Annotated in this window: 23 protein-coding genes; 13 read left to right on the top strand and 10 right to left on the bottom strand. The window is 62.7% G+C overall.

Annotation, left to right across the window (positions count from 1 at the left end; genetic code table 11):
- Positions 1-32 precede the first annotated feature (32 nt).
- From ureC to zigA, 6 genes are all read left to right on the top strand, one after another.
- The gene (gene ureC, locus CDPAHKCJ_RS01760) at positions 33-1,736 is read left to right on the top strand and encodes an urease subunit alpha (protein ID WP_205700763.1); all 1,704 of its coding nucleotides are present in this window, start codon (positions 33-35) and stop codon (positions 1,734-1,736) included.
- Between the two features lie 61 nt (positions 1,737-1,797).
- Positions 1,798-2,388, top strand: coding sequence for an urease accessory protein UreE (gene ureE, locus CDPAHKCJ_RS01755; RefSeq protein WP_166018334.1), 591 nt, complete (start codon positions 1,798-1,800; stop codon positions 2,386-2,388).
- The gene (locus CDPAHKCJ_RS01750; RefSeq protein ID WP_166018332.1) at positions 2,378-3,079 is read left to right on the top strand and encodes an urease accessory UreF family protein; all 702 of its coding nucleotides are present in this window, start codon (positions 2,378-2,380) and stop codon (positions 3,077-3,079) included. The genes ureE and CDPAHKCJ_RS01750 overlap by 11 nt, the downstream gene beginning before the upstream one ends.
- Positions 3,080-3,160: 81 nt before the next feature.
- Entirely contained in the window at positions 3,161-3,799 is a 639-nt protein-coding gene (gene ureG / locus CDPAHKCJ_RS01745) for an urease accessory protein UreG (protein WP_054556181.1), read from the top strand.
- A 104-nt stretch (positions 3,800-3,903) separates the two neighbouring features.
- Entirely contained in the window at positions 3,904-4,488 is a 585-nt protein-coding gene (locus CDPAHKCJ_RS01740; protein WP_166018330.1) for a HupE/UreJ family protein, read from the top strand.
- Positions 4,489-4,775: 287 nt separating this feature from the next.
- On the top strand, positions 4,776-6,044 hold the full coding sequence (gene zigA, locus CDPAHKCJ_RS01735; protein ID WP_166018328.1) for a zinc metallochaperone GTPase ZigA: 1,269 nt from the start codon (positions 4,776-4,778) through the stop codon (positions 6,042-6,044).
- A 150-nt stretch (positions 6,045-6,194) separates the two neighbouring features.
- Here the strand turns inward: zigA and CDPAHKCJ_RS01730 are convergent, their stop codons facing one another.
- Complete coding sequence (locus tag CDPAHKCJ_RS01730) at positions 6,195-7,064, bottom strand: EamA family transporter (protein WP_240916624.1); 870 nt, start codon at positions 7,062-7,064, stop codon at positions 6,195-6,197.
- A 133-nt stretch (positions 7,065-7,197) separates the two neighbouring features.
- Between CDPAHKCJ_RS01730 and CDPAHKCJ_RS01725 the strand changes: the two genes are divergently transcribed.
- On the top strand, positions 7,198-7,683 hold the full coding sequence (locus CDPAHKCJ_RS01725; RefSeq protein ID WP_166018324.1) for a MarR family transcriptional regulator: 486 nt from the start codon (positions 7,198-7,200) through the stop codon (positions 7,681-7,683).
- 47 nt (positions 7,684-7,730) lie between these two features.
- Here the strand turns inward: CDPAHKCJ_RS01725 and CDPAHKCJ_RS01720 are convergent, their stop codons facing one another.
- Together CDPAHKCJ_RS01720 and CDPAHKCJ_RS01715 are read right to left on the bottom strand one after the other, a co-directional pair.
- A complete protein-coding gene (locus CDPAHKCJ_RS01720; RefSeq protein WP_166018322.1) occupies positions 7,731-8,570 on the bottom strand; it encodes a metal ABC transporter permease in 840 nt (279 codons plus the stop codon).
- A complete protein-coding gene (locus tag CDPAHKCJ_RS01715) occupies positions 8,570-9,358 on the bottom strand; it encodes a metal ABC transporter ATP-binding protein (RefSeq protein ID WP_166018320.1) in 789 nt (262 codons plus the stop codon). The genes CDPAHKCJ_RS01720 and CDPAHKCJ_RS01715 overlap by 1 nt, the downstream gene beginning before the upstream one ends.
- A gap of 134 nt (positions 9,359-9,492) precedes the next feature.
- Here CDPAHKCJ_RS01715 and CDPAHKCJ_RS01710 point away from each other — a divergent pair, with 134 nt between their 5' ends.
- From CDPAHKCJ_RS01710 to CDPAHKCJ_RS01685, 6 genes are all read left to right on the top strand, one after another.
- Positions 9,493-10,584: a zinc ABC transporter substrate-binding protein gene (locus tag CDPAHKCJ_RS01710; protein WP_166018318.1), complete on the top strand. Its 1,092-nt coding sequence runs from the start codon at positions 9,493-9,495 to the stop codon at positions 10,582-10,584.
- 92 nt (positions 10,585-10,676) lie between these two features.
- Positions 10,677-11,105, top strand: coding sequence for a DUF4440 domain-containing protein (locus CDPAHKCJ_RS01705; RefSeq protein ID WP_077373864.1), 429 nt, complete (start codon positions 10,677-10,679; stop codon positions 11,103-11,105).
- 139 nt (positions 11,106-11,244) lie between these two features.
- Entirely contained in the window at positions 11,245-12,144 is a 900-nt protein-coding gene (gene folE2, locus CDPAHKCJ_RS01700) for a GTP cyclohydrolase FolE2 (protein WP_166018316.1), read from the top strand.
- Between the two features lie 531 nt (positions 12,145-12,675).
- Positions 12,676-13,638 carry a TRAP transporter substrate-binding protein gene (locus tag CDPAHKCJ_RS01695; RefSeq protein ID WP_240916612.1) on the top strand — a complete coding sequence of 321 codons (963 nt, stop codon included), beginning with the start codon at positions 12,676-12,678 and terminating at the stop codon, positions 13,636-13,638.
- A 3-nt stretch (positions 13,639-13,641) separates the two neighbouring features.
- A complete protein-coding gene (locus CDPAHKCJ_RS01690; protein ID WP_166018311.1) occupies positions 13,642-14,271 on the top strand; it encodes a TRAP transporter small permease in 630 nt (209 codons plus the stop codon).
- Positions 14,268-15,551, top strand: a complete 1,284-nt coding sequence (locus CDPAHKCJ_RS01685; protein WP_166018309.1) for a TRAP transporter large permease — start codon at positions 14,268-14,270, stop codon at positions 15,549-15,551. Before CDPAHKCJ_RS01690 ends, CDPAHKCJ_RS01685 begins: the two co-directional genes overlap by 4 nt.
- 417 nt (positions 15,552-15,968) lie before the next feature.
- Here the strand turns inward: CDPAHKCJ_RS01685 and CDPAHKCJ_RS01680 are convergent, their stop codons facing one another.
- The 7 genes from CDPAHKCJ_RS01680 to CDPAHKCJ_RS01650 all read right to left on the bottom strand — a co-directional run bounded on the left by CDPAHKCJ_RS01680 (position 15,969) and on the right by CDPAHKCJ_RS01650 (position 23,931).
- Positions 15,969-17,549, bottom strand: coding sequence for an aldehyde dehydrogenase (NADP(+)) (locus CDPAHKCJ_RS01680; RefSeq protein WP_166018307.1), 1,581 nt, complete (start codon positions 17,547-17,549; stop codon positions 15,969-15,971).
- Entirely contained in the window at positions 17,546-18,577 is a 1,032-nt protein-coding gene (locus CDPAHKCJ_RS01675; protein WP_166018306.1) for an amidohydrolase family protein, read from the bottom strand. Before CDPAHKCJ_RS01675 ends, CDPAHKCJ_RS01680 begins: the two co-directional genes overlap by 4 nt.
- Positions 18,578-18,650: 73 nt before the next feature.
- Entirely contained in the window at positions 18,651-19,931 is a 1,281-nt protein-coding gene (locus tag CDPAHKCJ_RS01670; protein ID WP_166018305.1) for a TRAP transporter large permease subunit, read from the bottom strand.
- Positions 19,928-20,578 carry a TRAP transporter small permease gene (locus CDPAHKCJ_RS01665; protein WP_166018304.1) on the bottom strand — a complete coding sequence of 217 codons (651 nt, stop codon included), beginning with the start codon at positions 20,576-20,578 and terminating at the stop codon, positions 19,928-19,930. Before CDPAHKCJ_RS01665 ends, CDPAHKCJ_RS01670 begins: the two co-directional genes overlap by 4 nt.
- Before the next feature lie 145 nt (positions 20,579-20,723).
- Positions 20,724-21,767, bottom strand: a complete 1,044-nt coding sequence (locus tag CDPAHKCJ_RS01660) for a TRAP transporter substrate-binding protein (RefSeq protein WP_166018303.1) — start codon at positions 21,765-21,767, stop codon at positions 20,724-20,726.
- A gap of 117 nt (positions 21,768-21,884) precedes the next feature.
- A complete protein-coding gene (locus CDPAHKCJ_RS01655; protein WP_166018302.1) occupies positions 21,885-22,895 on the bottom strand; it encodes an amidohydrolase family protein in 1,011 nt (336 codons plus the stop codon).
- Between the two features lie 37 nt (positions 22,896-22,932).
- Complete coding sequence (locus CDPAHKCJ_RS01650; RefSeq protein WP_166018301.1) at positions 22,933-23,931, bottom strand: TRAP transporter substrate-binding protein; 999 nt, start codon at positions 23,929-23,931, stop codon at positions 22,933-22,935.
- Positions 23,932-24,008: the final 77 nt, after the last annotated feature.

Raw genomic sequence — 24,008 nt, 5'->3', positions numbered from 1 at the left:
GAGACTGCGGCTCAGGGATCAAGAGGCAACCCATGAAGATAACGCGACAGGCCTATGCCGACATGTACGGCCCGACCACTGGTGACCGCGTACGTCTGGGCGACACGGCACTGTGGATCGAGGTGGAAAAGGACTTCACTCACTATGGCGAAGAGGTGAAGTTCGGCGGTGGCAAGGTGATCCGCGACGGCATGGGCCAGAGCCAGCGCGCCGATGACAGCGTGATGGATACCGTGATCACCAATGCGCTGATTCTGGACTGGTGGGGCATCGTCAAGGCGGATGTCGGCCTCAAGGCCGGGCGCATCGCGGCCATCGGCAAGGCCGGCAATCCCGACACCCAGCCTGACGTGGACATCGTGATCGGTCCGGGCACCGAGATCATCGCCGGCGAGGGCAAGATCCTGACTGCCGGCGGTGTCGACCCGCACATCCACTTCATCTGCCCCCAGCAGGTGGAAGAGGCGCTGATGAGCGGCATCACCACCATGCTCGGCGGTGGCACGGGGCCGGCCACCGGCACCAATGCCACCACCTGTACGCCGGGGCCCTGGCATATCGGCAAGATGCTGCAGGCGGTGGACAGCCTGCCGATGAACATCGGCTTGCTCGGCAAGGGCAATGCCTCGCTGCCCGAGGGGCTGGAGCAGCAGATCGAGGCCGGCGTGATCGGCCTCAAGCTGCATGAGGACTGGGGCACCTCGCCGGCCTCCATCGACAACTGTCTGACAGTCGCCGATGCCTACGATGTGCAGGTGGCGATCCATACCGACACCCTGAATGAATCAGGCTTCGTCGAGGATACGCTGGCGGCCTTCAAGGACCGTTGCATCCACACCTTCCACACCGAAGGCGCCGGTGGCGGCCATGCGCCGGACATCATCACTGCCTGTTCGCGGCCCAACGTGCTGCCGTCCTCCACCAACCCGACGCGGCCTTACACCGTCAACACGGTGGATGAGCATCTCGACATGCTGATGGTCTGCCACCACCTGGACCCGAGCATCCCCGAGGATGTGGCCTTCGCCGATTCGCGCATTCGCCGCGAGACCATCGCCGCCGAGGACATCCTGCATGATCTGGGTGTCATCTCGATGATGTCCTCGGATTCCCAAGCGATGGGCCGTGTGGGCGAGGTGATCTGCCGCACCTGGCAGACCGCGCACAAGATGCGCGAGCAGCGCGGCCTGCTGGCGGAGGATGCCGAGCGCGGCACCGACAATTTCCGTGCCCGCCGCTATATCGCCAAGTACACCATCAACTCGGCCATCACTCACGGTATCGCCCATGAGGTCGGCTCCATCGAGGTCGGCAAGCTGGCGGATCTGGTGCTGTGGTCACCGGCGTTCTTCGGCGTCAAACCGGCCTGTATTCTCAAGGGCGGCATGATCGCCGCCGCGCCGATGGGCGACCCGAATGCCTCGATTCCCACGCCGCAGCCAGTGCATTACCGCCCGATGTTCGGCGCCTTCGGCAAGGCAGCCAGCGCCACGCGCCTGACCTTCGTCTCTCAGGCGGCGCTCAAGGCCGGTGTCGGCGAGGCCCTCGGACTCGACAGCCCGTTGTCCGCCTGTCGCGACGTACGCCAGGTGCGCAAGCGTGACATGAAACTCAACGATGCCTGCCCGGAGCTCAAGGTCGACCCCGAGACCTACGAAGTCTTCGCCGACGGTGAGCTTCTGACCTGTGTGCCTGCCACCGAGCTGCCGCTGGCCCAGCGCTATCACCTGTTCTGAAGACCGGTTCTGAGGGCCTGTTTCAAGAGCCTGCTCTGATTCCCTATTCGAGATTGACGCCATGATGGAACTGATACATCGCCTGCCAGACGCCAGTGGCTCAGGCGACCCAGCGAGCGCTCACACCGAAGTCGAGCCCCTCGACACCCTGACCCTGCCGCTGGAGCTGCGCATCCGCGGGCGGCTGCGTGCCACCACGGACGGCGGGCGCGAGGTCGGCCTGTTTCTGGATCGCGGACCGGTGCTGCGTGACGGCGATCGCCTGGCCTCACGCGAGGGTGAGGTGATCCGCATCCGCGCCGCGGATGAGCCGGTAGTGACTGCCTACATCGCCGCAGGGCGCCCGATGGCAGCGCTCTGCTATCACCTGGGCAATCGCCATGTGCAGCTGGCGATCGGCATGCAGGAAGCCGAGACCGGCTGGGTGCGCTTCCCGCCGGATCACGTGCTGGAAGCGCTGGCCGAACGACTGGGCGCGACCCTCACCCATCACGAGGCGCCTTTTGACCCTGAGCCGGGCGCCTATGCCCAGGCGGGGCAAGCGCATTCCCATGCTCACGGCCATGACCATAGCCACGATCATGGTCATGGTCATGAGCACAGCCACGGTCATTCTCACAGCCACGCCCATGAGCACACGCATGAGCATTGATGCCATGGCGGGCCTGCCGGCTCAGGAGGACCTGGCACTGCTGGGGCTCCTGCAGCTGGTGAGTCCGGCCTTGCCCATCGGTGCCTTTGCCTGGTCCCAGGGGCTGGAGAGCGCCTTCGAGCTTGGTTGGGTCACTCAGGAGCGCGAGCTTGGCGAATGGATCGACGGCGTGCTGGAAGACGGGCTCGGCCGTTGCGAGCTGCCGTTGCTGGTGCGCCTGCAGCAGGCGTGGGCCGAGGGGGATGCATCGGCGCTCGACGAGTGGGGTGGCTGGCTCAAGGCGACACGCGAGACCGCCGAACTCAGCGATGAGGACGCACGTCTCGGGGCGGCGCTGCTGCGCCTGCTCAGAAGCCTCGAACTTGAACCGCCAGCGGCGCTGATGCCCGAGACACCGGGCTACGTCACGGTGTTTGCCTGGGTGGCGCACCAGCGTGGGGTGCCACTGCGCCAGACCTTGATCGGCTTTGCCTGGGCCTGGCTGGAAAACCAGCTCGCGGTGGCCTGCAAGGCCATGCCGCTGGGGCATACCGCCGCGCAGCGCCTGACCGAACAACTGCGCCCCCGCGTGGTGGAGGTCGTCGCACAGGCGCTTGAGCGCCCGGATGCAGCGCTTGGCCCGATACTGCCGGGGCTGGCACTCGCCTCCGCCCAGCACGAAACCCAATATTCCCGTCTGTTCAGGAGTTGAGCGAACGCCGCCTGTCCTGAGGCGGCAGCGCCTGAACCGACCGACACGAACGCCTGATATCTCACGAGAAAGGAAGCTGTCATGAAGCATTGTCTACGCGTAGGAGTGGGGGGGCCGGTGGGCTCCGGCAAGACGGCGCTGTTGCGTCAGCTGTGTCTGGCCCTGCGCGATCACTACGACATCGGGGTGGTCACCAATGACATCTACACCCGCGAAGATGCCGATTTCCTGCTGCGCCATGAAGCGCTGGAGGCGGACCGCATTCTCGGCGTCGAGACCGGCGGCTGTCCGCATACCGCGATCCGCGAAGACGCCTCGATGAATCTGGCGGCCATCGATGATCTCCAGGCCCGCCATCCGAACATGGAGCTGGTGCTGGTGGAATCCGGCGGTGACAACCTGTCCGCGACCTTCAGCCCCGAACTTTCCGATCTTACCCTCTATGTGATCGATGTCTCGGCAGGCGACAAGATTCCGCGCAAGGGCGGGCCGGGCATCACCAAGTCGGATCTTCTGATCATCAACAAGATCGACATCGCCGAGCAGGTGCATGCCTCGCTTGAGGTGATGGACCGTGACTCACGCAAGATGCGTGGCGAGCGGCCCTTCGTATTCGCCAACCTGTATGACGGCGTCGGCCTGGAAGAGATCATCGCCTTCATTCTGGATCGCGGCATGCTGCCGGAGCGCCGCCCGGAAAAGCTGGCCGCACAGGCCTGACGGCTCAGCGTTTTCTGCCACTTGCCTGTCGCCCATTGTCTCCCGGTAGTCGACACATGGCGGATATCGGGTGAATTCATCATCATCTTGTTCAGGAATGACACATGAAGCGTTCTCACTCTGCACTGCTGGCCACCTCACTGTTGCTGGTGGCGACCTCGGCCTCCGCACATCCGGGCCATGATGCCCAGGGACTGATGGCCGGTTTGACGCATCCCTTCACCGGGCTGGATCACCTGCTGGCCATGCTGGCCATCGGCATCTGGAGTGCACGCCAGTCACGGGCCTTGAGGCTTGGCACGCCGCTGCTGATGGTCATCGGCATGCTGGCGGGAGCGGGGATTGCGCTTCTCAGCGGTGGACAGGCGCTGCATGCGCTGATCGCGGAACAGGGCATCCTGCTCTCGGTGCTGGTGTCCGGTGCTCTGGTGGCATTGCTGATGCGTCTGCCGACTCTGGCTGGCGCCGTCATGGTGGCCGGCTTCATGACGTTTCATGGTTTCGCCCACGCCATGGAGATGCCAGCGTCAGGTAGCGTTACGCTCTATATGGCAGGTTTTGCGGTCGCCACAGTGGTACTGGCGTTGCTGGGCCGTGTAGCGGGTCAGCGTCTGATGGGCGTGCCAACCATCGCATCTCGTCTTGTGGGCGGGGCAGTGATGGCCTCTGCCGTGATGATGGCGGTCTGATCGTCACCTGACATTCTGCTCACGACGAGAAACGCCCCGCTGGCTTGCCAGTGGGGCGTTTTCTTTCTTTCTGATGCTGATGAGACAAGGAGGTGGGGCGGTTCATCAGAAAATGGCTGACGGAAGATTATGTTATAACGTATCATTTATCGCATCTGATGATCGAGAAACCAGCGGTCCCCCACGTCCAGGCACTCACCTGTCCCTCGCCCTGACCCTGCGCCGGCAAGAATGCCTCCAGGCGAAAGCGACGTGGCCAAGACCCTATCCTATCGAGGTACCGCCTGATGACTTCCCCCCGAGTGTCTCCAACGCAACACCCGTCTCAAGCCCTGTCGCGGCCCCTGCCACAATCCCTGCCAGTCACTGTGCTGTCCGGTTTTCTGGGCGCCGGCAAGACGACGCTGCTCAATCACATCCTGGCCAACTGCGAAGGGCGGCGGGTGGCGGTGATCGTGAATGACATGAGCGAGGTCAATATCGACGCCGCCATGGTGCGTGGCGCACCCGGCACAGGCAGCGAGGTGGCGCTCAATCGCGCCGAGGAGCAGCTGGTGGAGATGAGCAATGGCTGCATCTGCTGCACGCTGCGCGAGGACCTGCTCATCGAGGTGCACCGGCTGGCCGAGGAGGGGCGCTTCGACTGCCTGGTGATCGAATCCACCGGCATTTCCGAGCCCCTGCCAGTGGCGGAAACCTTCACCTTCGAGGACGAGGATGGCCAGTGCCTCTCCAGTGTCGCGCGTCTCGACACCATGGTGACCGTCGTGGATGGTGCCAACTTCCTCACCCAGTATCGCGAGGCGCAGTCACTGGCGGAAGCGGGAGAAAGCCTCGGCGAAGACGATGAGCGCAATGTCGCGGATCTGCTGGTCGATCAGATCGAGTTCTGTGATGTGCTGTTGATCAGCAAGACGGACATGATCGAGGCAACCCAGCTGGATGAGCTGAAGGCCGTGCTGCGCTCGCTCAATCCCGAGGCTGACATCCAGTCCATGGCCCACGGCGCAGTCCCGCTGGAATCGGTGCTCAATACTGGCCGTTTCAGTTTTGACCGGGCACAGCAGGCACCGGGCTGGCTGAAGGAGATGCGCGGCGAGCACGTGCCGGAGACCGAGGAGTACGGTATCTCGAGTTTCTCCTACCATGCGCGCGTACCGTTCCACCCCGAGAAATTCCATCAGCTGCTCCACGGAGACTGGTTCGGCGGCAAGCTGCTGCGCTCCAAGGGCTTCTTCTGGCTGGCCACGCGCCCGCAGTTTGCCGGGCAGTGGAATCAGGCCGGCGGCATCGCCCACTACGGGTTCGGCGGTATGTTCTGGAAGGCAGTCCCGGAGGTTGAATGGCCAGAAGACCCCGAGTATCTGGAGTCGATCCAGGACAAGTGGGAAGAGCCCTTCGGTGACATGCGCCAGGAGCTGGTCTTCATCGGTCAGAACCTGGATGAAGCCCGTATCCGCCAGGCGCTGGACGACTGTCTGCTCGATGACGCCACGCTGCTGGCGGGCAAGGAAGCCTGGCGTGACCTGCCAGACCCATTCCCCGCCTGGGAGTGAGCGACGGCATCTGAGTCTCTGAACTGCTGACACTCACCAAGACACCCCACTGATCCGCGCTCAGTGGGGTGTTCTGTTTCTACGTTCCTGGCAGAGATGGCTTTCCCATTGAAGGCCGGCTGCCCATGCACGTCGGGTTTCCCCGGTGGGTCATCGAGTCAACTCATGACGGCTTGGCTGAGCGCTACGTCGCTTGAGCGATGCCCAGAGGGGGAATGTCAGGGCAGAAGTGATGCAGAAAGTGCCAAGCCATTGAAGGGGCCCGAATGACTCGCCCATCCACGCAAAGCCCAGCACCGTTGCCGTCAGCGGGCTGAAGATTCCCAGCAGTGATGCGGAAAAGGCGGGCAGTCGCTGGATGCCGGCAAACCAGAGGCCATAGCCGAGTACCCCACCCGGCAGGATCAGGTAGCCATAGCCCAGCAGATGTTGCGGCTCGAGACTGGTCGGTATGCCTTCCGACCAGGCGGCCAAGGGCAGCAACAACAGTCCACCGAAGATCAATTGCCAACCCGTCAGACTCAATTGACTGACGTCGGGCGGACGTTGCCAGCGCTTGCTGAGTACGATGCCGGCAGCCATCGATACAGCACCGAGCAGTGCGATCCCGACCCCTGTCATGTCCAGCCCACCCTGGCCGGGATTGAGCAGCAGCACCACTCCCACCATGCCCAGTCCACACTGCATTGCGGCTGTCATGCTGAAGCCTGTCCCCAGCCACCAGCGGCTCAGCAGTAGAACCCACACCGACTGACTTGCCAGCAGCAAGGCGGCCATGCTGCCGGGGATGCGGTAGGCAGCGGCAAACAGGCAGGTAAAGAAGAGTCCGATATTGAGAGTGCCCAGCACCATGGCTTTCACCCACCATCCTCCTGACAAGGTCTGTCGTGTCCAGAGCAGAATCAGCATTCCCGCGGGAAGGGCGCGAATGGTGGCTGCGGTGAATGGGGTGTCGGCAGGGAGAAGCGTCTGTGTCACCAGGTAAGTACTTCCCCATATGATCGGGGCCGTGGCGGTCATGGCGAGAACCTTCAGGTGTGAAGATGGCATATTTGTCTCTCCTTGAAGTATCTTTCTAAAAAGACAGATGTGAGAGTACTCGCAAAACCGCCATCATCAAAGTATCTTTTTGGAAAGATAACTGGGAGTTTTCATGATGACGGATGCCGTGGATCGCATTCTTGCGCAGTGGGAGAAGGCTCGCCCCGATCTGGATTGCCGGCCGATGGGCATATTCGGGCGTATCAGCCGAGCAGGTCGCGTGTTTGGCTCGAGGATGGAGCAGGTATTCGAGAAGGAGGGCCTGTCGACTGTCGAGTTCGACATCTTGGCGACGCTGCGACGTTCACAGGCGCCTTTGACACCGACGCAGCTGTATCAGACGTTGATGCTCTCTTCCGGTGCCATGAGCACGCGGATAGATCAGCTGGTGAAGCGAGGGTTGTTGCAGCGACAGGCCAGTGATGAGGATCGGCGCAGCAATCGGGTCGCTCTGACCGAAAAGGGGGCCCGCCTGATCGACGGTACGCTGGAGGCGCATGTGGAGAACATGCATCGTATGGCGAGTGCACTGGACAGCGATGAGCAGCATCAGCTTGCCTGTCTGCTGCGCAAGCTGATGCTGGAAGAAGAACGCTAGTCAGGTGTCATGCCGGCCCAGGCGGCCGCTGCCTGGGCGCGCACACGTCAACCTCGAGCAGAGGTTCCGCTGCCGGCCTGTGAGCCACGGCGGATGAGACGGGCTGATACGCTGCTCAAGGCAAACAGCGAGGCGGCGAGACACACGATGGTCGGGCCGGTGGGGGTATCCAGCCAGTAGGCCGCCTGCAGTCCGCCGGTGGTGGAGACTCCGCCGATGATGGCCGCGGCGATTGCCATGAGTTCGGGGGTGCGACAGAAGGGACGCGCCGTGGCCGCGGGGATGATCAACAGCGCGGTGATCAGAAGCGCCCCGACCACCTTCAGGGCAACCGCGACCACCACGGCCAACGACAGTGTCAGCACCAGCTGCTCACGTCGTGGGTTGATGCCGCTGGCGCGCGCCAGGTCCTCGTTGAGCGTGGCGGTGAGCAATGCCGACCAGCGCCAACGGATGAGACCGATGACCAGCAGGCCACCTGAGGCAATGATGGCGAGATCCGTCTTGCTGACGGCCAGAATGTCGCCGAACAGGTAGGCCATCAGATCGATGCGCACCCCAGGCAGGAAGGAGACGGCGACCAGTCCGAAGGCAAGCGCGGAGTGCGCCATGACGCCAAGCAGTGTGTCCATGGCATAGCCGCGCCCACTGAGCAGCGTGACCAGTGTTGCCATGATCAGCGAGACGGCGAGCACGCCGATCAGAATCGAGGTGGACATCAACAGCGACAGGGCTACGCCGAGAATCGCGGCGTGGGCTGTGGCATCACCGAAATAGGCCATGCGTCGCCAGACGACGAAACAGCCCAAGGGTGCTGCTGCAAGCGCGACGGCAATGCCTGCCAGAGCGGCGCGGACCATGAAGTCGTCCAGGAAGGCGTCAAGCATCAGTGCAGTCTCTCTGAAACGGGAGTCGTGGAGGTATGTGACGGGATACTGTCATCCAGCGGCGGTGCCGAGTGGCTGTGGTGATGGCTGTGTCGATGGTCATGACGGTAGAAGGCGAGGGCGTCAGCGGTGTCGAGTCCGAACAGATCCTGATAGGCCGATGACGCCATGACGCGCTCGGGCGTGCCCTGACAACAGACGTGCCCATGCAGGCAGACGACGCGGTCCGAGGCGCGCATCACCACATGCAGCTCATGACTGACCATCAGGACTCCGCAGCCGAGGGTGTGACGGACACGGTCGATCTGACGATAGAAATCCGCGATGCCTCGGTGATCCAGCCCCTGAGTCGCTTCATCCAGCAGCAGGAGATCAGGGGAGTCCAGCAGTGCGCGGGCCAGCAGAATGCGCTGGAACTGGCCGCCGGAGAGGCTGGCGACCTGTTGCACCTCGGCTCCGGGAATACCGGCCTGCAGGAGGGCATGGGCCACGGCATCCAGCGAATGCCGATGTGGCAGGTTCAGGAAGCGTTCCACCGTCATCGGCAGTGTCGGGTCCAGACTCAGACGTTGAGGGACATAGCCGATCTTGAGTCCGGGCTGTCGCGCTATCTGGCCACGCGAAGGGGTGATGGCCCCGATGATGCTGCGAAGCAGCGTGGACTTGCCCGATCCATTCGGTCCTACCAGAGTGACGATTTCACCGCGCTCCACCTGCAGATCGATATCCTCGAGAATGCGGTGTTTGCCAAGGGTGACGGTGAGATTCTCGATCGATAACAGCGGCATGGAGTGGCCAGGGCCTCCAGGTGATGAAGTGTTGACGGTTCAATGACACGAAGTGTTATGTTATAACATATTTTGTCGGGGCGGTAGCGTCGCCGACTTTCCTTCCGTGACATCGCATCTTCTGGAGAACCGTCATGCGCAATCGGTCGCTGCCCTTCCTCTCGCTGCCTTTGATGATGGCTCCGGTCATGGCCATGGCTGACGTGCCCTCGGTCGCGGTGGACATCCCCCCGGTGCATTCATTGGTCGCGCGCGTCATGGGAGAGCTGGGCAGTCCCGAGCTTGTCATTCAGCCGGGTGCCTCTCCGCATGGGTATTCCATGCGGACCTCCGAAGCCAGATCACTCGCCGACGCGGATGTCATATTCTTCGTCAGTGATGACCTGACACCCTGGCTTGCCAAGGCGCGTGCGTCGCTGGCGGCGGATGCCGATGTCGTCGAGCTGATGGAAGTGCCCGGCACCCTTCATCTGAGCTATCGCGAGGGGCCCACCTTCGAAGCGCATCATCATGATGACGAGGCGTCTTCTGAACATGATGAAGTGCATGGCGATCATGAAGAGCATCATGATGGTGATCATGACGAGCACGGTGATCATGAAGAGCACGGTGACCATGACGAGCATCATGATGGCGGTCACGAAGCCCATGCGGAGCACGACGAGCATCACGACGGCCATGACGAGCACCATGAGCATGCCCACGATGGCATGAACCCGCATGGCTGGCTGGACCCGATGAATGCGCGTCTCTGGCTGGCAGCGATCGCGGAATCGCTGGCAGCGCAGGACCCGGAGCACGCGGCGACCTATCGCAGCAATGCCCGGGCCGGTCAGCAGGAGCTAGAGGCGATGACGGACGCACTGTCTGCGCGTCTGGCGCAGGTCCAGGGCACTCGCTATATCGTCTTCCATGATGCCTACCAGTACTTCGAGCACCGCTTCGAAGCTCCGGCCTCCGGTGCCATCTCGCTGGGGGATGCCTCCACGCCCAGCCCGGCGCGCATCAAGGAGATCCAGGCGCGTGTAGCGCGAGACAACATCCAGTGCGTCTTCCGTGAGCCACAGTACAACCCGGCGTTGATCGAGAGTGTCTTCGAGGGGACCGGCGTCAAGACCTCTATCGTCTTCGAGCCGCTGGGGGTCGGGCTGCCGCTGGGCGAGACACTCTATCCGCAGCTGATCGAGCGCCTGGGGCAGGGCATCCTGCAGTGTGCAGACGCCTGAGCGATCACGTGACATCAGGGCGGGGAGGCCGGCAGGTCCCCGTCTTTCCTTCCAAGTTCTCAAGAGCCTCATCCTCAAGGGAGAGCCACAGCATGCCTCATCCGACGTCCCCTCCATTGACGGAACGTGACGCTGAATTCTGCATCAATGCCGCGACGCGCACGCTTGAGCGCTGGGCGATCGCCGTCACTCGCGGCGAAAAGGAGACGCTTCTCTCGCTGTATGCCGAGGATGCGATTCTGGTGCCGACGGTCGCCGATGACGTGCGTGAGAATCGCCAGCAGCGTCAGGCCTACTTCGATGGCTTTCTCGCCAATGAGGCACTGGCCTGCGAGCTGGGTGAGTACTCGCCACGGGTCAGCCGCAAGCTGGGGACCGTCGTGATTGGCGGGCACTATACCTTCGAGTATCGCGCCGCTGACGAGACGGTCACGATACCGGCCCGTTTTCTGTTCACCTTCGAGGAGATCCTCGGCGAGTGGAAGATCACCGGCCATCACTCCTCGCGACTGGCGGGATGAACCTGCGCTGATGTCGAGTCGTCCGCGCTGTGTTCTTCACCTCTCCTGACACTCCTCACACTTCGGCGGAACTCAGTGCCTGCCTCCCACCGACGTGAGGGCGGCGGCGCTGTTGAGAGCCGCTCTGGATATCTGACGAATGACCGCAATACTCCCCGACGTTTCCCTGACCGAGCGCTCCCGCTCCCTGAGCCCTCTGGAGTGGGTGGGCATGCAGGGGATCGATCTGCCCGTACTCATCGAGGAGGGCGATTATCGCCGCGAATTGCATGCCCACGTGGATGCGCAGGTCGACCTGCCGATGCCGCATACCAAGGGCATTCACATGTCGCGCCTCTACCGCCTGCTGGATGGGCTGGCGGAGGGCAAGGCGCTGACCCCGGGCAATCTGCAGGAGGTACTTGCCGCGATGGTGGCAAGTCACCATGACTGCGCTTCACGCAATGCCCGCGTGAAGATGGCGTTCGCACTGCTGGTGAAGCGTCCGGCGCTTGTCACGCCGGAGCTATCTGGCTGGAAGTCCTACCCCGTCACGCTGGAGGCCAGGCTGCAGGAGGGTAGGTTCTCATTGCTGGCGAGCGTCACGGTGGGCTATTCCTCCACCTGCCCCTGCTCGGCGGCCCTGTCGCGCCAGCTGATCGAGCAGGCGTTCCTGGAGGCTCACCGCAATGACGCCACGCTGACGCCTGAGCAGGTCGCCGAGTGGCTCACCCACCATGCCACCCTGGCCACGCCCCATAGCCAGCGCAGTGAAGCGCTGGTTCAGGTCACGCTCAAGCCTGAAGCCGAGGATCTGGGGCTGATCGCACTGATCGATGCCATCGAGCAGGCCGTGGCCACGCCCGTCCAGACAGCCGTGAAACGCGCCGATGAGCAGGCGTTTGCGGCACTCAATGGTCAGAATCTGATGTTCGTTGAAGATGCCGCACGTCGCTTGATCAATGGTCTGGCGATCACCGACGGCGAGGCGCATGTCCATGTGCGGCATATCGAGAGCCTTCACCCCCATGACGCCGTCGCCTGGGGACGCCGTGACTGAGTGACGCCCCGTCGGACTGTCAGCCGGGTTTTTCAAACTAGCGCCTCAGCCGGCTGTCCAGTCGGGCTGTCCAATCGTAGTCTTCGCCCCCTTTGCCGTCCCCTTTTGCGGAGACGTTGATATCTCTGCCCTGTCGGAAAGCCCTGCCGAGGACATCGGCGGGGCTTTTGGTTTTGAGGGGGGCTGAAAATCCTTTAAAGACCGCGGCTGACAACATCAGATGATTGATGTCGGTATGTGGTTTGCCATTCAGTCCAGATAAGCTCGGGGAAGGGGGATTGTTGCGTTTATCGCTAGACAAAGGTCTATTTCTGCGGCGCTTTGATTGACCGGTGAGGCAGTGGGCGACTAAGTTTTGCTTCATCTGGTATGGTTTGCAGTCCACTTAAGGGAGTGGCGTTTGAGCGTGAGTCACCTGGGTCTGCCTCGCCAGCACAGGCTCAGGCCCGAAGCGATCAAGCGACAAGCCAGACCCGATACGCCCATCTCCAGAATCATAACAATCAAAGGGATTCGACAATGAAGCGAGCCATGCTTGCCGCCACGCTGTTAGCCGCCACCCTGGGTACCACTTCCGCACATGCCGACAAGATCGTGTTTGCCATCGGGGGAAGCCCCAACAGTCTGCAGGGCCTGACTGCACAGCATTTCGCCGATAGTCTGCAGGCGCGACTCGGCGATGAACATCAGGTCGAGTACTACCACAGTGGCCAGCTGGGTGATGAGCGCCAGCTGATCCAGAAGCTGCGCCTGGGTACGGTCGACCTGGCCGCGATTTCCTCGGTGATGTCGTCCGTGTCACCAAGCTTCGCCCTGTTCGACATGCCGTTCATGGTCAAGGACCGTGAGCACCTCAAGCGCATCGATGACGAGATCGTGATGACGGACCTGGCCGAGGATGCCAAGGCCAAGGGCCTCAAGCTGGTCTCCACCTGGGAGAACGGCTTCCGCCAGATCACCAACAATGAACATCCCGTGGTGGAGCCGGAAGACTTGGACGGGCTGAAGCTGCGCACCCCGCAGAGCGAATGGCGTACCGGCATGTTCACAGCGTGGGGTGCCAATCCGACACCGATGGCCTTCTCGGAAGTCTTCGTGGCACTCCAGACCGGGGTAGTCGACGGCCAGGAGAATCCGCTGTCCAATATCGATGGCGCCAAGTTCCAGGAGGTGCAGAAGTACCTGTCACTCTCCAATCATGTCTATTCGCCCATCTGGCTGACCAGCAGTCAGGCCGGCTGGGGCAAGATGCCCGAGGACGTGAAGGCCGCGATTGCCGAGGTGTCTGCCGAGACCCAGAGCTGGGCCTTCGCCAAGGGCGCAGAACTGGATGACAAGCTGCTGGCGAGCCTCAAGGCGGGCGGCATGGCCGTCAATGAGGTGGATCGGGATGCCTTCGTCACCGCGAGTGCGCCGGTCTATCAGGCGTTCTCCGACAAGGTCGACGGTGGCCAGGCGATGGTTGACCGGGCCATGGCACTGGCCAAGGAGTAAGTCATGAGCTCGCATTCCCATGCGGCCAAGGCAACCTTCCCCACCGAGAGTGGGGAAGGACTGACGGCCACGGCTGACTTGACAGTGCTGGAAAGGATCAACCGTGTGGTAGAACGCTGCCTTGAGGTATTTACCGTCAGCCTGCTGTTGTCGCTGACGGTGATCGTGCTGGCGGCGGTGGCCTTGCGCACCTTCGGTGGCTCCTTGCCGTGGTATGACGAGGTCGCCTCGATCAATCTGGCATGGCTCAGCTTCTATGGCGCCTGTCTCGCGGCCTTGAAGCGTTCGCACATGGGCTTTCCCGGCTTGATCACCAAGGCGCCCATCGCACTGCGCAGTACGCTGTTCATTACCTCTGAGCTGATCGTGATCGGATTCTTTGCCGTGGTGGGCTGGTTCGGGTATCAGGTGCTGGACGTGCTGGCCTGGGATGCCTTGATCGCCTTGCCAAGTATCGGCCTGGATGTCACCCAGTCGGTGATTCCGATCAGTGCGGCGCTCTTCATCCTGTGTGAACTGCTGAGCCTGCCCCACGCATGGCGCAAGATGTGTGCAGGCGTCAACAGCGAAGAGGAAGAGATCGCGGAAGCCATCCGCCTCGCCGAGCAAGACCTCAAGGAGCACCGCTCATGACGCTACTGATCATTATCGCGGCCCTGTTCGCACTTGTGCTGATCAACGTGCCCATTGCGGTCGCCATCGGCACCGTCGGGGTCGTGGGAGTGGTGATCTTCATGGGCGTGGACGCGCTGGTGAACGTGCCGCTGACGCTCTTCAATGGCGCGACCAAGTTTCCGCTGATCGCGATTCCGCTGTTCATCCTCGCCGGTGCGCTGATGAACACGTCAGGCATCTCCATGCGGCTGATCAATCTCGTCACGGCGATGGTGGGGTTCGTGCGCGGTGGCCTGGCCATGGTCAATGTCGGGGTGTCGCTGTTCTTTGCCGAGATTTCCGGCTCGGCGGTCGCGGACGTGGCAGCCACGGGGTCGGTACTCATTCCCGAGATGAAGAAGCGCAAGTACACGCCAGAGTTCTCGGCGGCGATCACGTCATCCTCCGCGTCATTGGCGATCATCATTCCGCCGTCGCTGTCGATGATTCTCTACGGCGCCATCGCGGACACGTCCATCGTCAAACTGTTCGTCGCCGGCATCATCCCGGGGATCCTGGGTGGTCTGGGGCTGGCGATGCTCTGCTACTACTACGCCCGCAAGTACGACATGCCGCGTGAGGCTGCCTTTTCGCTGTCGACGCTCGGCAAGGCGTTCCGCGAGGCCTTCTGGGCGCTGACGCTGCCGGTCATCATCCTGGGTGGCATCTTCGGCGGCTTCGTGACCGCGACCGAAGGGGCTGGCATCGCTGTGCTGGCGGCGCTGGTCATCGGGGGCCTGGTCTATCGTGAGCTGAACCTGCAGGTGCTGTATCGCGCGGTGATCGATGGCGTGATCCAGACGTCCGTCGTCATGCTGCTGGTCGCCACGTCCGCGGTGCTGGGGCTGTTCCTGACCGAGATGCAGCTGCCGCAGCAACTGGCGCAGGAAATCACCTCACTGACCACGGACCCGGTGGCGGTGCTGGCGTTACTCAATATCCTGCTGCTGTTGCTGGGGATGTTCCTGCATGGTGCAGCGGCCATCATCCTGGTCGTGCCGATCGTGATGCCGTTGATCCAGCAGATCGGGATCGACCCGATCCACTTTGGCCTGATCCTGACGCTCAACCTCGCCATCGGTCAGCAGACCCCCCCCGTCGCCTCGGTGCTGGCGACCTCCTGCTCGATTGCCAGAACGGACATGTGGGAAACCACCAAGGTCAATCTGCCGATGATCTTCGTGCTCTTCCTGGTGTTGATGCTGGTCACCTACGTGCCGGCGATTCCCATGAGCCTTGTCGAGCACTTCTATGGTTAAGCAATATGGCTGAGAGGGCAGTGGTGGAGACTGCTCGCCAGACATGCCAAGGCCGCCCTTTGAGGCGGCCTTGGCATGTCTGAAGCCAGCAAGCGACCCCCGAGGTGCATGCCCCTCAGGCAAGTCACGCTGCAGAAGGCGGGGGATTTCACTTTTCCGGTCCAGCAACCGGCACGCCTTGTGCTATCTGGCGGGGGCCGGACACATGCTGTTCGGCGCGGAGAATCCGGGTGACACCTCCAGGCATCAGCAGCATGCCCAGCACTTCGTTGGTCTGGGGCCATCGTCGAAGCTCAGGACATATAGTGCGACGGGGCAGGATGTCTTGGCAGCAGCCCTGAACGTGAAAGAGCCACCCCGTGGGGTGGCTCTTCTAACAGGCGTGGACTGCACTACATATTGTTCAATGGCGAGGCATCACCCCTCCCGCACCCCACCCACCAGTCGACTGATGCCGGAGGGCGCGTCGTGCTTGAGTTCCGGTGGTAGCAGGGTATCCGGCAGGTCCTGATAGCAGACCGGACGCAGGAAGCGGTGAATGGCGGCGGTGCCCACCGAGGTGGTGCGGCTGTCGGAGGTGGCGGGCCAGGGGCCGCCGTGCACCATGGCGTCACAGACTTCGACTCCTGTCGGCCAGCCATTGACGAGGATGCGTCCGGCGCGGCGCTCCAGCACCGGCAGCAGCTGACGTGCGGCGTCGTGATCGGCGTCATCCAGGTGCAAAGTGGCGGTCAGCTGACCTTCCAGCGCGCTGCAGACCTGCTTGAGCTGAGCGAGATCATCGCATTCGATGATCAACGAGCTGGAGCCGAAGACTTCCGCCTGCATGGCTTCATTGGCCAGGAAGTCACTCGCCCGGGTGCTGAACAGCTGGGTCTGGCAGGGGCTGGCGATGGGAGAGTCGCTTTCGCCACTGGCCAGGCAGGTAATGCCGGGCTGTGAGGACAGGCTTGCCACGCCCTCGGCATAGGCCTTGTGGATGCCCGGCGTCAGCATGGTCTGCACCGGACTTGCCTTGATGGCGGGAATGGCGGCTTGCTTGAAGCGCTCCAGTGCTTCGCCCTTGATGGCCAGCACCAGCCCCGGGTTGGTGCAGAACTGACCGGCGCCCATGTTGAGCGAGCCGACGAATGCGCTGCCCAGCGCTTCGGCGCGGGCTTCCAGGGCCGCTGGCATCAGGATGACCGGATTGATGCTGCTCATCTCGGCGTAGACCGGAATCGGCTGCGGACGCGATTGGGCGAGCGTCAGCAGGGCGGTGCCACCACTGCGCGAGCCGGTAAAGCCGACTGCCTGAATCTCGGGATGCTTGACCAGTGCCTGACCGACCTCATTGCCGGGTCCGAACAGCAACGAGAAGACGCCTTCTGGCATCTGACAACGCCTGGCGGCGCGAGCGACGGCCTGACCGACCAGTTCCGAGGTGCCCGGGTGGGCCGAGTGTCCCTTGACCACGACCGGACAGCCTGCGGCCAGCGCAGAAGCGGTATCGCCGCCGGCCACCGAGAAGGCCAATGGGAAGTTGCTGGCACCGAAGACGGCCACCGGGCCAAGCGGGATCTGACGCTGGCGCAGGTCTGCCCGCGGCAGGGGAGTGCGCTCCGGCAGCGCAGGATCGACGCGCACATCCTGCCACTCACCGCGACGCAGCACCTTGGCGAACAGCTTGAGCTGGCCGCAGGTGCGACCGCGTTCACCGTTCAGGCGTGCTTCAGGCAGGCCGGTTTCCTGCATTCCACGCTGGGTCAGGGTCTCGCCGAGTGCCTCGATCTCCTCGGCGATGGTCTCGAGGAAGAGGGCTCTTTCTTCGGGCGTCGTGGCGCGATAGGCATCAAAGGCCTGACCTGCCAGTCGGCAGGCGTCTTCCACATCCCCTGCATTGGCCCCCGGGTAGCCGGGCGCCAGGCGCTCTCCGGTGGCCGGGTTGATGGCGTGGATCGCCTCGCCCTTGGCGGCAAAGCTGCGCTGTCCGATGAGCTGATGGCCGTTGAGTGTCATGGTGCCTCCTGTCTGGCATGTTGGGTGGGTCTGGCATCGTGGGTGATAGCGGCATCGTGGGTGATAGCGGCAATCGGCAGCCGATACCAGTGAATGGCGTTATCGTGCAGAACCTGGTCGAACGCGATCTGGCGTTGGTCGTGAGACGCCGTCTGCGCGATGGCACCCGTCACCAGCGATAGCCAGTCGCCATAGCTGACCTTGAGTCCGGAGACCGGGAAGTTGCTTGCGAACAGGCAACGACGGGGGCCGAAGATGTCCAGTACCTCGCAGAGCAGCTCGTGATTGGCGCTGGCATCCCAGGCATGCCAGGGCGTGCCCAGTTCCGAGAGCTTGACGGCGACATTCGGGTTCTCAGAAAGCGCCCGCATACCTGCGCGCCACTGGGCGAGGCCTTCCGGCGTGCGATCCCACGGCAGGCCGCTGTGATTGAGAATGACGCGCAAGCCGGGATAGTCCTGAAGCGTCGTGGCCGCCTCTTCGAGATGCCAGGCGGGCACGCGCAGGTCCCAGCTCAGGTCACGCTCCGTGAGCAGCGCCAATCCCTCGCACCAGCGCGGGTCTTGCAGACTGCCACTGGTGCCCGCCACCGACTGGCGGGTCTGGGGCGTGGCGGCGGTGACTGGCTTGGCACGCACGCCACGAAACAGCGGTGAGTCACATTGCGCGTCCAGCTGTGCGGCGCACGCTTCAGTACCAAAGGCCGCCCAGCCGACATGCGCACTCGGCAGGCCATGAATGGCTGCTTGCTCGGTAATCCAGCGCGTCTCTTTCTCAGCCTGTGGGCGTGACGCTTCGGCTTCGCAGTGCACACTGCCGACCAGCTCGAAGCCCTCAGGCACCAGACGCTTGAGATCCGCGACCTGAAAGGGCTGGCGGATCGCGGCATAGTCGCCGAGAAAGAAGTTCTCTACCGGCGAGTCTTCCAGCCAGGGGTACGCCACCTGGCCATCCAGCGCCCAGAAGTGATGGTGCGCATCGATCAAAGGGTGCGCGTGAATGTTGCTGTTGATCGAAGGCGAGGTCATCTGCATCTCCTTGCATTCATGATTGAGCGCAGGGTTGCCCTGTGTAGCGTCCACGTCTTCATCGTCAAAGCCATCATGAGGTCATCCAGTACAGGGGCGCGGTGATGATCTGCGGGAAGGCCACGAACAGCAGCAGAATCACCACATAGGCGAGGGCGAAGGGCGCGACCCCGCTGACGGCCTTCTCGAACTTGAGGTTGCCGACGCTGGTGATCACGTTGAGCACGTTGCCGACCGGTGGGGTGATCAGGCCGATGGCACAGTTGAGGACGAACATGATCCCGAAGTAGACGGGGTCGATACCGGCCAGCTTGACGATGGGCATCAGGATCGGCGTGAGCACCAGAATGGTAGGCGTCAGGTCCATCACCATGCCGACCACCAGCACGATGCCCATGATGGCGAGCATCAGGATGCGCGGGTCATCGGCCAGCGGCTGCAGCAGGCCGGCGACCATCAACGGCAGCTGGGCGATGCTGATCAGCCAGGAGGCGACCATCGCCGCAGCCACCAGGAACATCACGATGGCGGTGCTGCGCGCGGCCTGGGCGAGCACGTCATACAGCTGGCTCAAGTCCAGTTCGCGGTAAACCACGGTGGCGACGAAGATGGCGTAGACCGCCGCGACCACACCGGCCTCGGTCGGTGTGAAGATGCCGCTCTTGATGCCGCCGATGATGATGACCGGCAGCATGATCGCCCAGAAGCTGTCCTTGAGTGCCTTGAGGCGCTCACGCCCAGTGGCCTTCTTCGTGACGACCAGATCTTCCTTGCGGGTCATGAATAGCCACATCACCACCAGGGTCACGCCCATGATCAGCCCCGGCACGATACCGGCGAGAAACAGCTTGCCGATGGAGATGCCACCGGCGACCCCGATGATGATCAACGGGATGGAGGGCGGGATGATTGGCGCGATGATGCCGCCTGCGGCCATCAGGCCGGAGGAGCGGCCCAGTGGATAGCCCGCCTTGCGCATCATCGGCAACAGCATGCTGGCCAGCGCAGCGGTATCCGCGACCGCCGAGCCGGACAGGCTGGCCATGATGATGGCGGCAAAGATGGCGACGAAGCCCAGGCCTCCCTTGCGGTGTCCGACCATGGACATGGCCAGACTGACGATGCGCTGGGAGAGACCACCGCGTGACATCACCTCGCCTGCAGTCAGGAAGAAGGGGATGGCCAGCAGGGTGTAGCTATCCGCGCCATTGACGAGGTTCTGCGCCAGTATCTGGGAATTGAACAGGTCCAGGTGCAGCATCAACACGATGGCACTGACCAGCAGGGCGAAGGCGATCGGGAGGCTCAGGCCGATGGCGGCCAGCAGGGAGCCGAGGAAGAGCCCGATGGTCATGGCGTGTCTCCTTGCTGTTCAGATGAAGGACTGGTGGCATTCGGTGGCGTGATGCCATGCAGGGCAAGGGGCGTCAGCAGTCGCCAGAGCAGGATCAGCGACATCAATACGCCTGCCATCAGGCCGGCGAGATAGAAGACGCCGACGGGAATGCCACTGATGGGGGAGAGATTGCGCCAGTTGAGCACCGTCTGATCGAAACTGCCCTTGAGCAGCATCAGGCAGCAGCCGAGCATCACCAGGGTGACGACGCGATCCAGCACCCTGCGACATGCCGCCGGCAGCTTGTCGGCGAAGGTGTTGACGCTCAGGTGCTCCTGGCGGATCAACGCCGTGACGGCGCCCATGAAGGTGACCCAGACGAACAGGAAGCGGGACAGCTCGACGCTGATCGAGATGCCGCTGTTGAAGCCGTAGCGCAGCACGACATTGACGAAGACCAGCGCGATCATCGCCACCAGTGCCAGCACCATCAGCAGAGTGAGGGCCTTCTCCAGTCCCTTGAAGATCGTCGTGATGCCGGTGGCAGTGCGGGTAGGCGCCGCTGACGCCAGCGGGGTGGCGTGGCTTCCCCGTGACTCGGCGGATGGCGCGATGGGCGGTTTGATCGACATGGATAACGGCATCTCGTGGGTCAGTTTGTTCATGGTGTTATCCCCGAAGGAAGCATCTCGATGACGGCGCGACAGTGCGACGCTGTGGCGAGTCGTGGCAGCACTGCCGCGGGTCGTTTTCTGAGACTGGTCACCGGAACGGGTTGCTCAGACTGGTTGCCGGGACTGGTTATGTTGACTAACGGGCGTCGGCCAGCGCTGCCTGGAATTGCGTCACCACCGCCGGGTCCAGTGCCTGGGTGTGCTGCTGGATCACCGCTGCCAGTGCCTCGCGCATGCGTTGACGTTCACTGTCCGCCACCACGTTGACGGTCATCTTTTTCTCTAGCGCGCTCAGCAGTTCCTCGTTCATGGCACGGCTCTGTTCACGCTGATAGAGCGTGGCTTCACGAGCGGCCTCGCGGACCAGCTGGCGTTGGGCGTCATCGAGTGACTGCATGAAGCCTGCCGAGGCGACCAGTACCTGGGCGTCATAGGCATGCGCGGTACGCGACAGGTACGTCTGGACCTCGAAGAAGCGCTTGGCGTCGATGACGGTGTAGGGATTTTCCTGACCATCCACCGTGCGGGTTTCCATGGCGGTGAACAGTTCATTGACCGCCATGGGCACGGCGTTGGCGCCCAATCCATTGAAGAGGTCGATGTAGAGGGCGTTCTGCATGGTGCGGATCTTTAGTCCTTCGATATCCTCGAGCGTCTCGATGGGGCGCCGGCTGTTGGTCATGTGACGGAAGCCGTTCTCCCAGTACTCGAGCGCCACCAGCTTCTTGTCATCGAGGCTTGCGAGCAGGGCGCGGCCAGCCTCGCCATCCAGTACGGCATCGGCGTGTTCACTGTCATCGAACTGGAAGGGCAGGCTGATGATATTGAAATCAGGATTGAGGCTGCTCAGGGTGGCGGTGGAGGGCACGGTGAAGTCGAGCGTCCCGGACTGCAGCATCGAGGTCATGTTGACGTCGTTGCCCAGAATGCCGTTGGAGAACACCTTGATAGTGACCTCACCGTCAGTCTTGTCCTCGACCAGCTCCGCGAACTTCCTGGCACCCAGCGTCTGCGGGTGAGCATCCGGCAGACTGGTACCCATGCGCGCGGTGATCTCTGCGTGGGCGGTGGTCGCGAAGCTCAGCATCAGTCCCAGGGTGGAGACCGTCTTGAGCAGGGTATTCGTGTGCCGGGAGTTTTTTAACGGAGTTTTTTTGAGCAAAGCGTGGCGGATGGACATGGCAAATTCCTTGCAGGTTGTTGTTATAGGGACTGTTGTTATAGGGACTTTTTCAGAGCCCGTGGTCATGGGGACGGATGTCATGACGTCGAACGAGCGCTAGGTACTGATGTCCAGCTAGGTACTGATGTCCAGCGAGTAGCAGCGCACGGCGTTGTCACAGAACAGCTTGAGGCGGTGTTCGGGACTCAAGGCGCGACTGAGGTCCTTGAAGGCCTGCCACAGCGTATCGAGCGAGGTCACCAGCCCATCGACCGGGAAGTTGCTGGCGAACATCACGCGGTGGACCCCGAAATGGCGCAGCACGATCTCGAAGACCTCGCGGTTGTCTTCCAGCCGCCAGGGCTGGCCCGCGATGCCGAGCCCCGAGAACTTGATCATCACATGTGGCCAGGCGGCGACCTTGTCCAGGGCCCGTGACCAATGACGCAGGGTGTCGGGATGACGATCTCCGGGCACGCCGGCGTGATTGATCACCACCGGCATCTCGGGATGGCGTTGCAGCAAGGGCAGCAGTTCCTCGAGGTGCCACCAGGGCACCTGCAGCTCGAAGATCAGGCCACGACGTGCGACTTCACCGACGCCGTACTGATAACGCGGGCACCGCAGCGAGCCGGGCAAGGCGTGGGTGGCAAGCCTCGGATCGTGACGCTCCAGTGCGACCGGCTTGTGACGGACACCCTTGACCATCCCTGACATGCAAAGCCTCTCGAGCTGCTCGCCGATGTCATCCTGATCCAGCCAGGCCTGGGCGATCATGGCGTTGGGCCAGCCGCTCTCGCGGGCAGTCTCCTCGATCCAGCGCACTTCCTTGAGCGCATCGCCCCGCACCCATTCCGCCTCCATGTAGACACACCCGAGCAGTCGGTGCGCCTCGCTCGCCGCCTGCAGATGCTCGGCGGGCAGGTAAGGGCGACGGATCGCGGAGTAGTCGCCGTAGCGGAAGGGGATTATCGGCTCATCACACAGCCAGGGGTGGTAATTGAGCGTCGGATCCCAGACATGCATATGGGCATCGATGATCGGCAGGTCATTTTCTTGCTGCGTGGCCAGATAGCGCTCGCGCTGCTCGCCCAGTTCGGCAAGCGATACGGGCCCCACCGGGGATTCGAGTGAGTCAGAGAGCATGGCGGGCTTCCTCTGGTGGCGAGTCAGGTGAGCGTGATCAGCGCGCAAGCGCGGTGTCGATGCGATCCAGCAGCTCGCTGCCGTGCTTTGCGGTGAACTCGGCGCGTACCGGCTCGGCGACCTTGGCACGCATGCTGGCGGTGTCGGGCTCGCGCACGACCTGCATACCCTGATCTTCCAGGAAAGCCAGATCGCCCTGCTCATTGTCATGATTGAGCTGACGCTGATAGCGGGCCGCTTCCTGAGCTTCCTCCTTGAGCAGCGTCTGCAGTTTGGGCGCGAGGCTGTCGAACGTCTGCTTGTTCATGATCAAGGGCGCGGCGGTGTAGGCGTGTGCAGTGAGCGACAGGTGATCCTGCACGGAATACAGGTTGGCGGAGCGGATCAGGCTGACTGGATTCTCCTGGCCGTCCACGGTGCGGGTTTCCAGCGCGGTATAGAGCTCCGCGAAGGGCATCGGGGTCGGGTTGGCGCCGAGTGCCTGGAAGGCGGCGATATGCGCCGGATTCGGGGTGGTGCGCAGGGTCAGGCCGCTGACGTCATCGGCAGTCTCGACAGCACGCCGTGAGTTGGTCAGGTTGCGAAAGCCGATTTCCCAGAAGGCGAGTCCTTCGATCTGTTGCGGCTGCATGGCGGTCAGCAGGTCCTGGCCGATATCGCCGTCCAGTACCTGATAGGCCTGCTCGCGGGTGTCGAACAGGAAGGGCAGGTCGAGCACGTTCAGCTCACCGACCAGCCCGCTGAAGTAGGGGTTGCCTGAGAGCTCGATATCGATGGTGCCGCTGCATACGCCCGAGATCATGGCCTGGTCATTGCCCAACTGGCCGTTGGGGAAGATCTTGACGGTCAGCTCACCGTCACTGCGTTCTGCCAGACGTTCGGCGAAGCGTTCGGCGGCCAGGTGCTGCGAGTCGGTGACCGGATGCGCATGCGCGAAGGTCAGCGAGGTGGCGGCGTGTGCGGCTCCTGCCAGTAGCAGACTGGCAAGGGCGGCGGTGATGAGTGAGGCGGCGGTGTGGCGGGTCGAGAGTGTCATGGCGAAGCCCTTTTCTCGTTATTGTCGTGATGCTTCTGGTGCGTACAGGCGTTATTGACGCCGGTGTTGCTGGTGCT

The sequence above is a fragment of the Cobetia sp. MB87 genome (assembly GCF_011319755.1).
Taxonomy (GTDB): domain Bacteria; phylum Pseudomonadota; class Gammaproteobacteria; order Pseudomonadales; family Halomonadaceae; genus Cobetia.
Note: the sequence above shows the minus strand (reverse complement) of the source record. Positions and strands in the feature narration are given on the sequence as shown.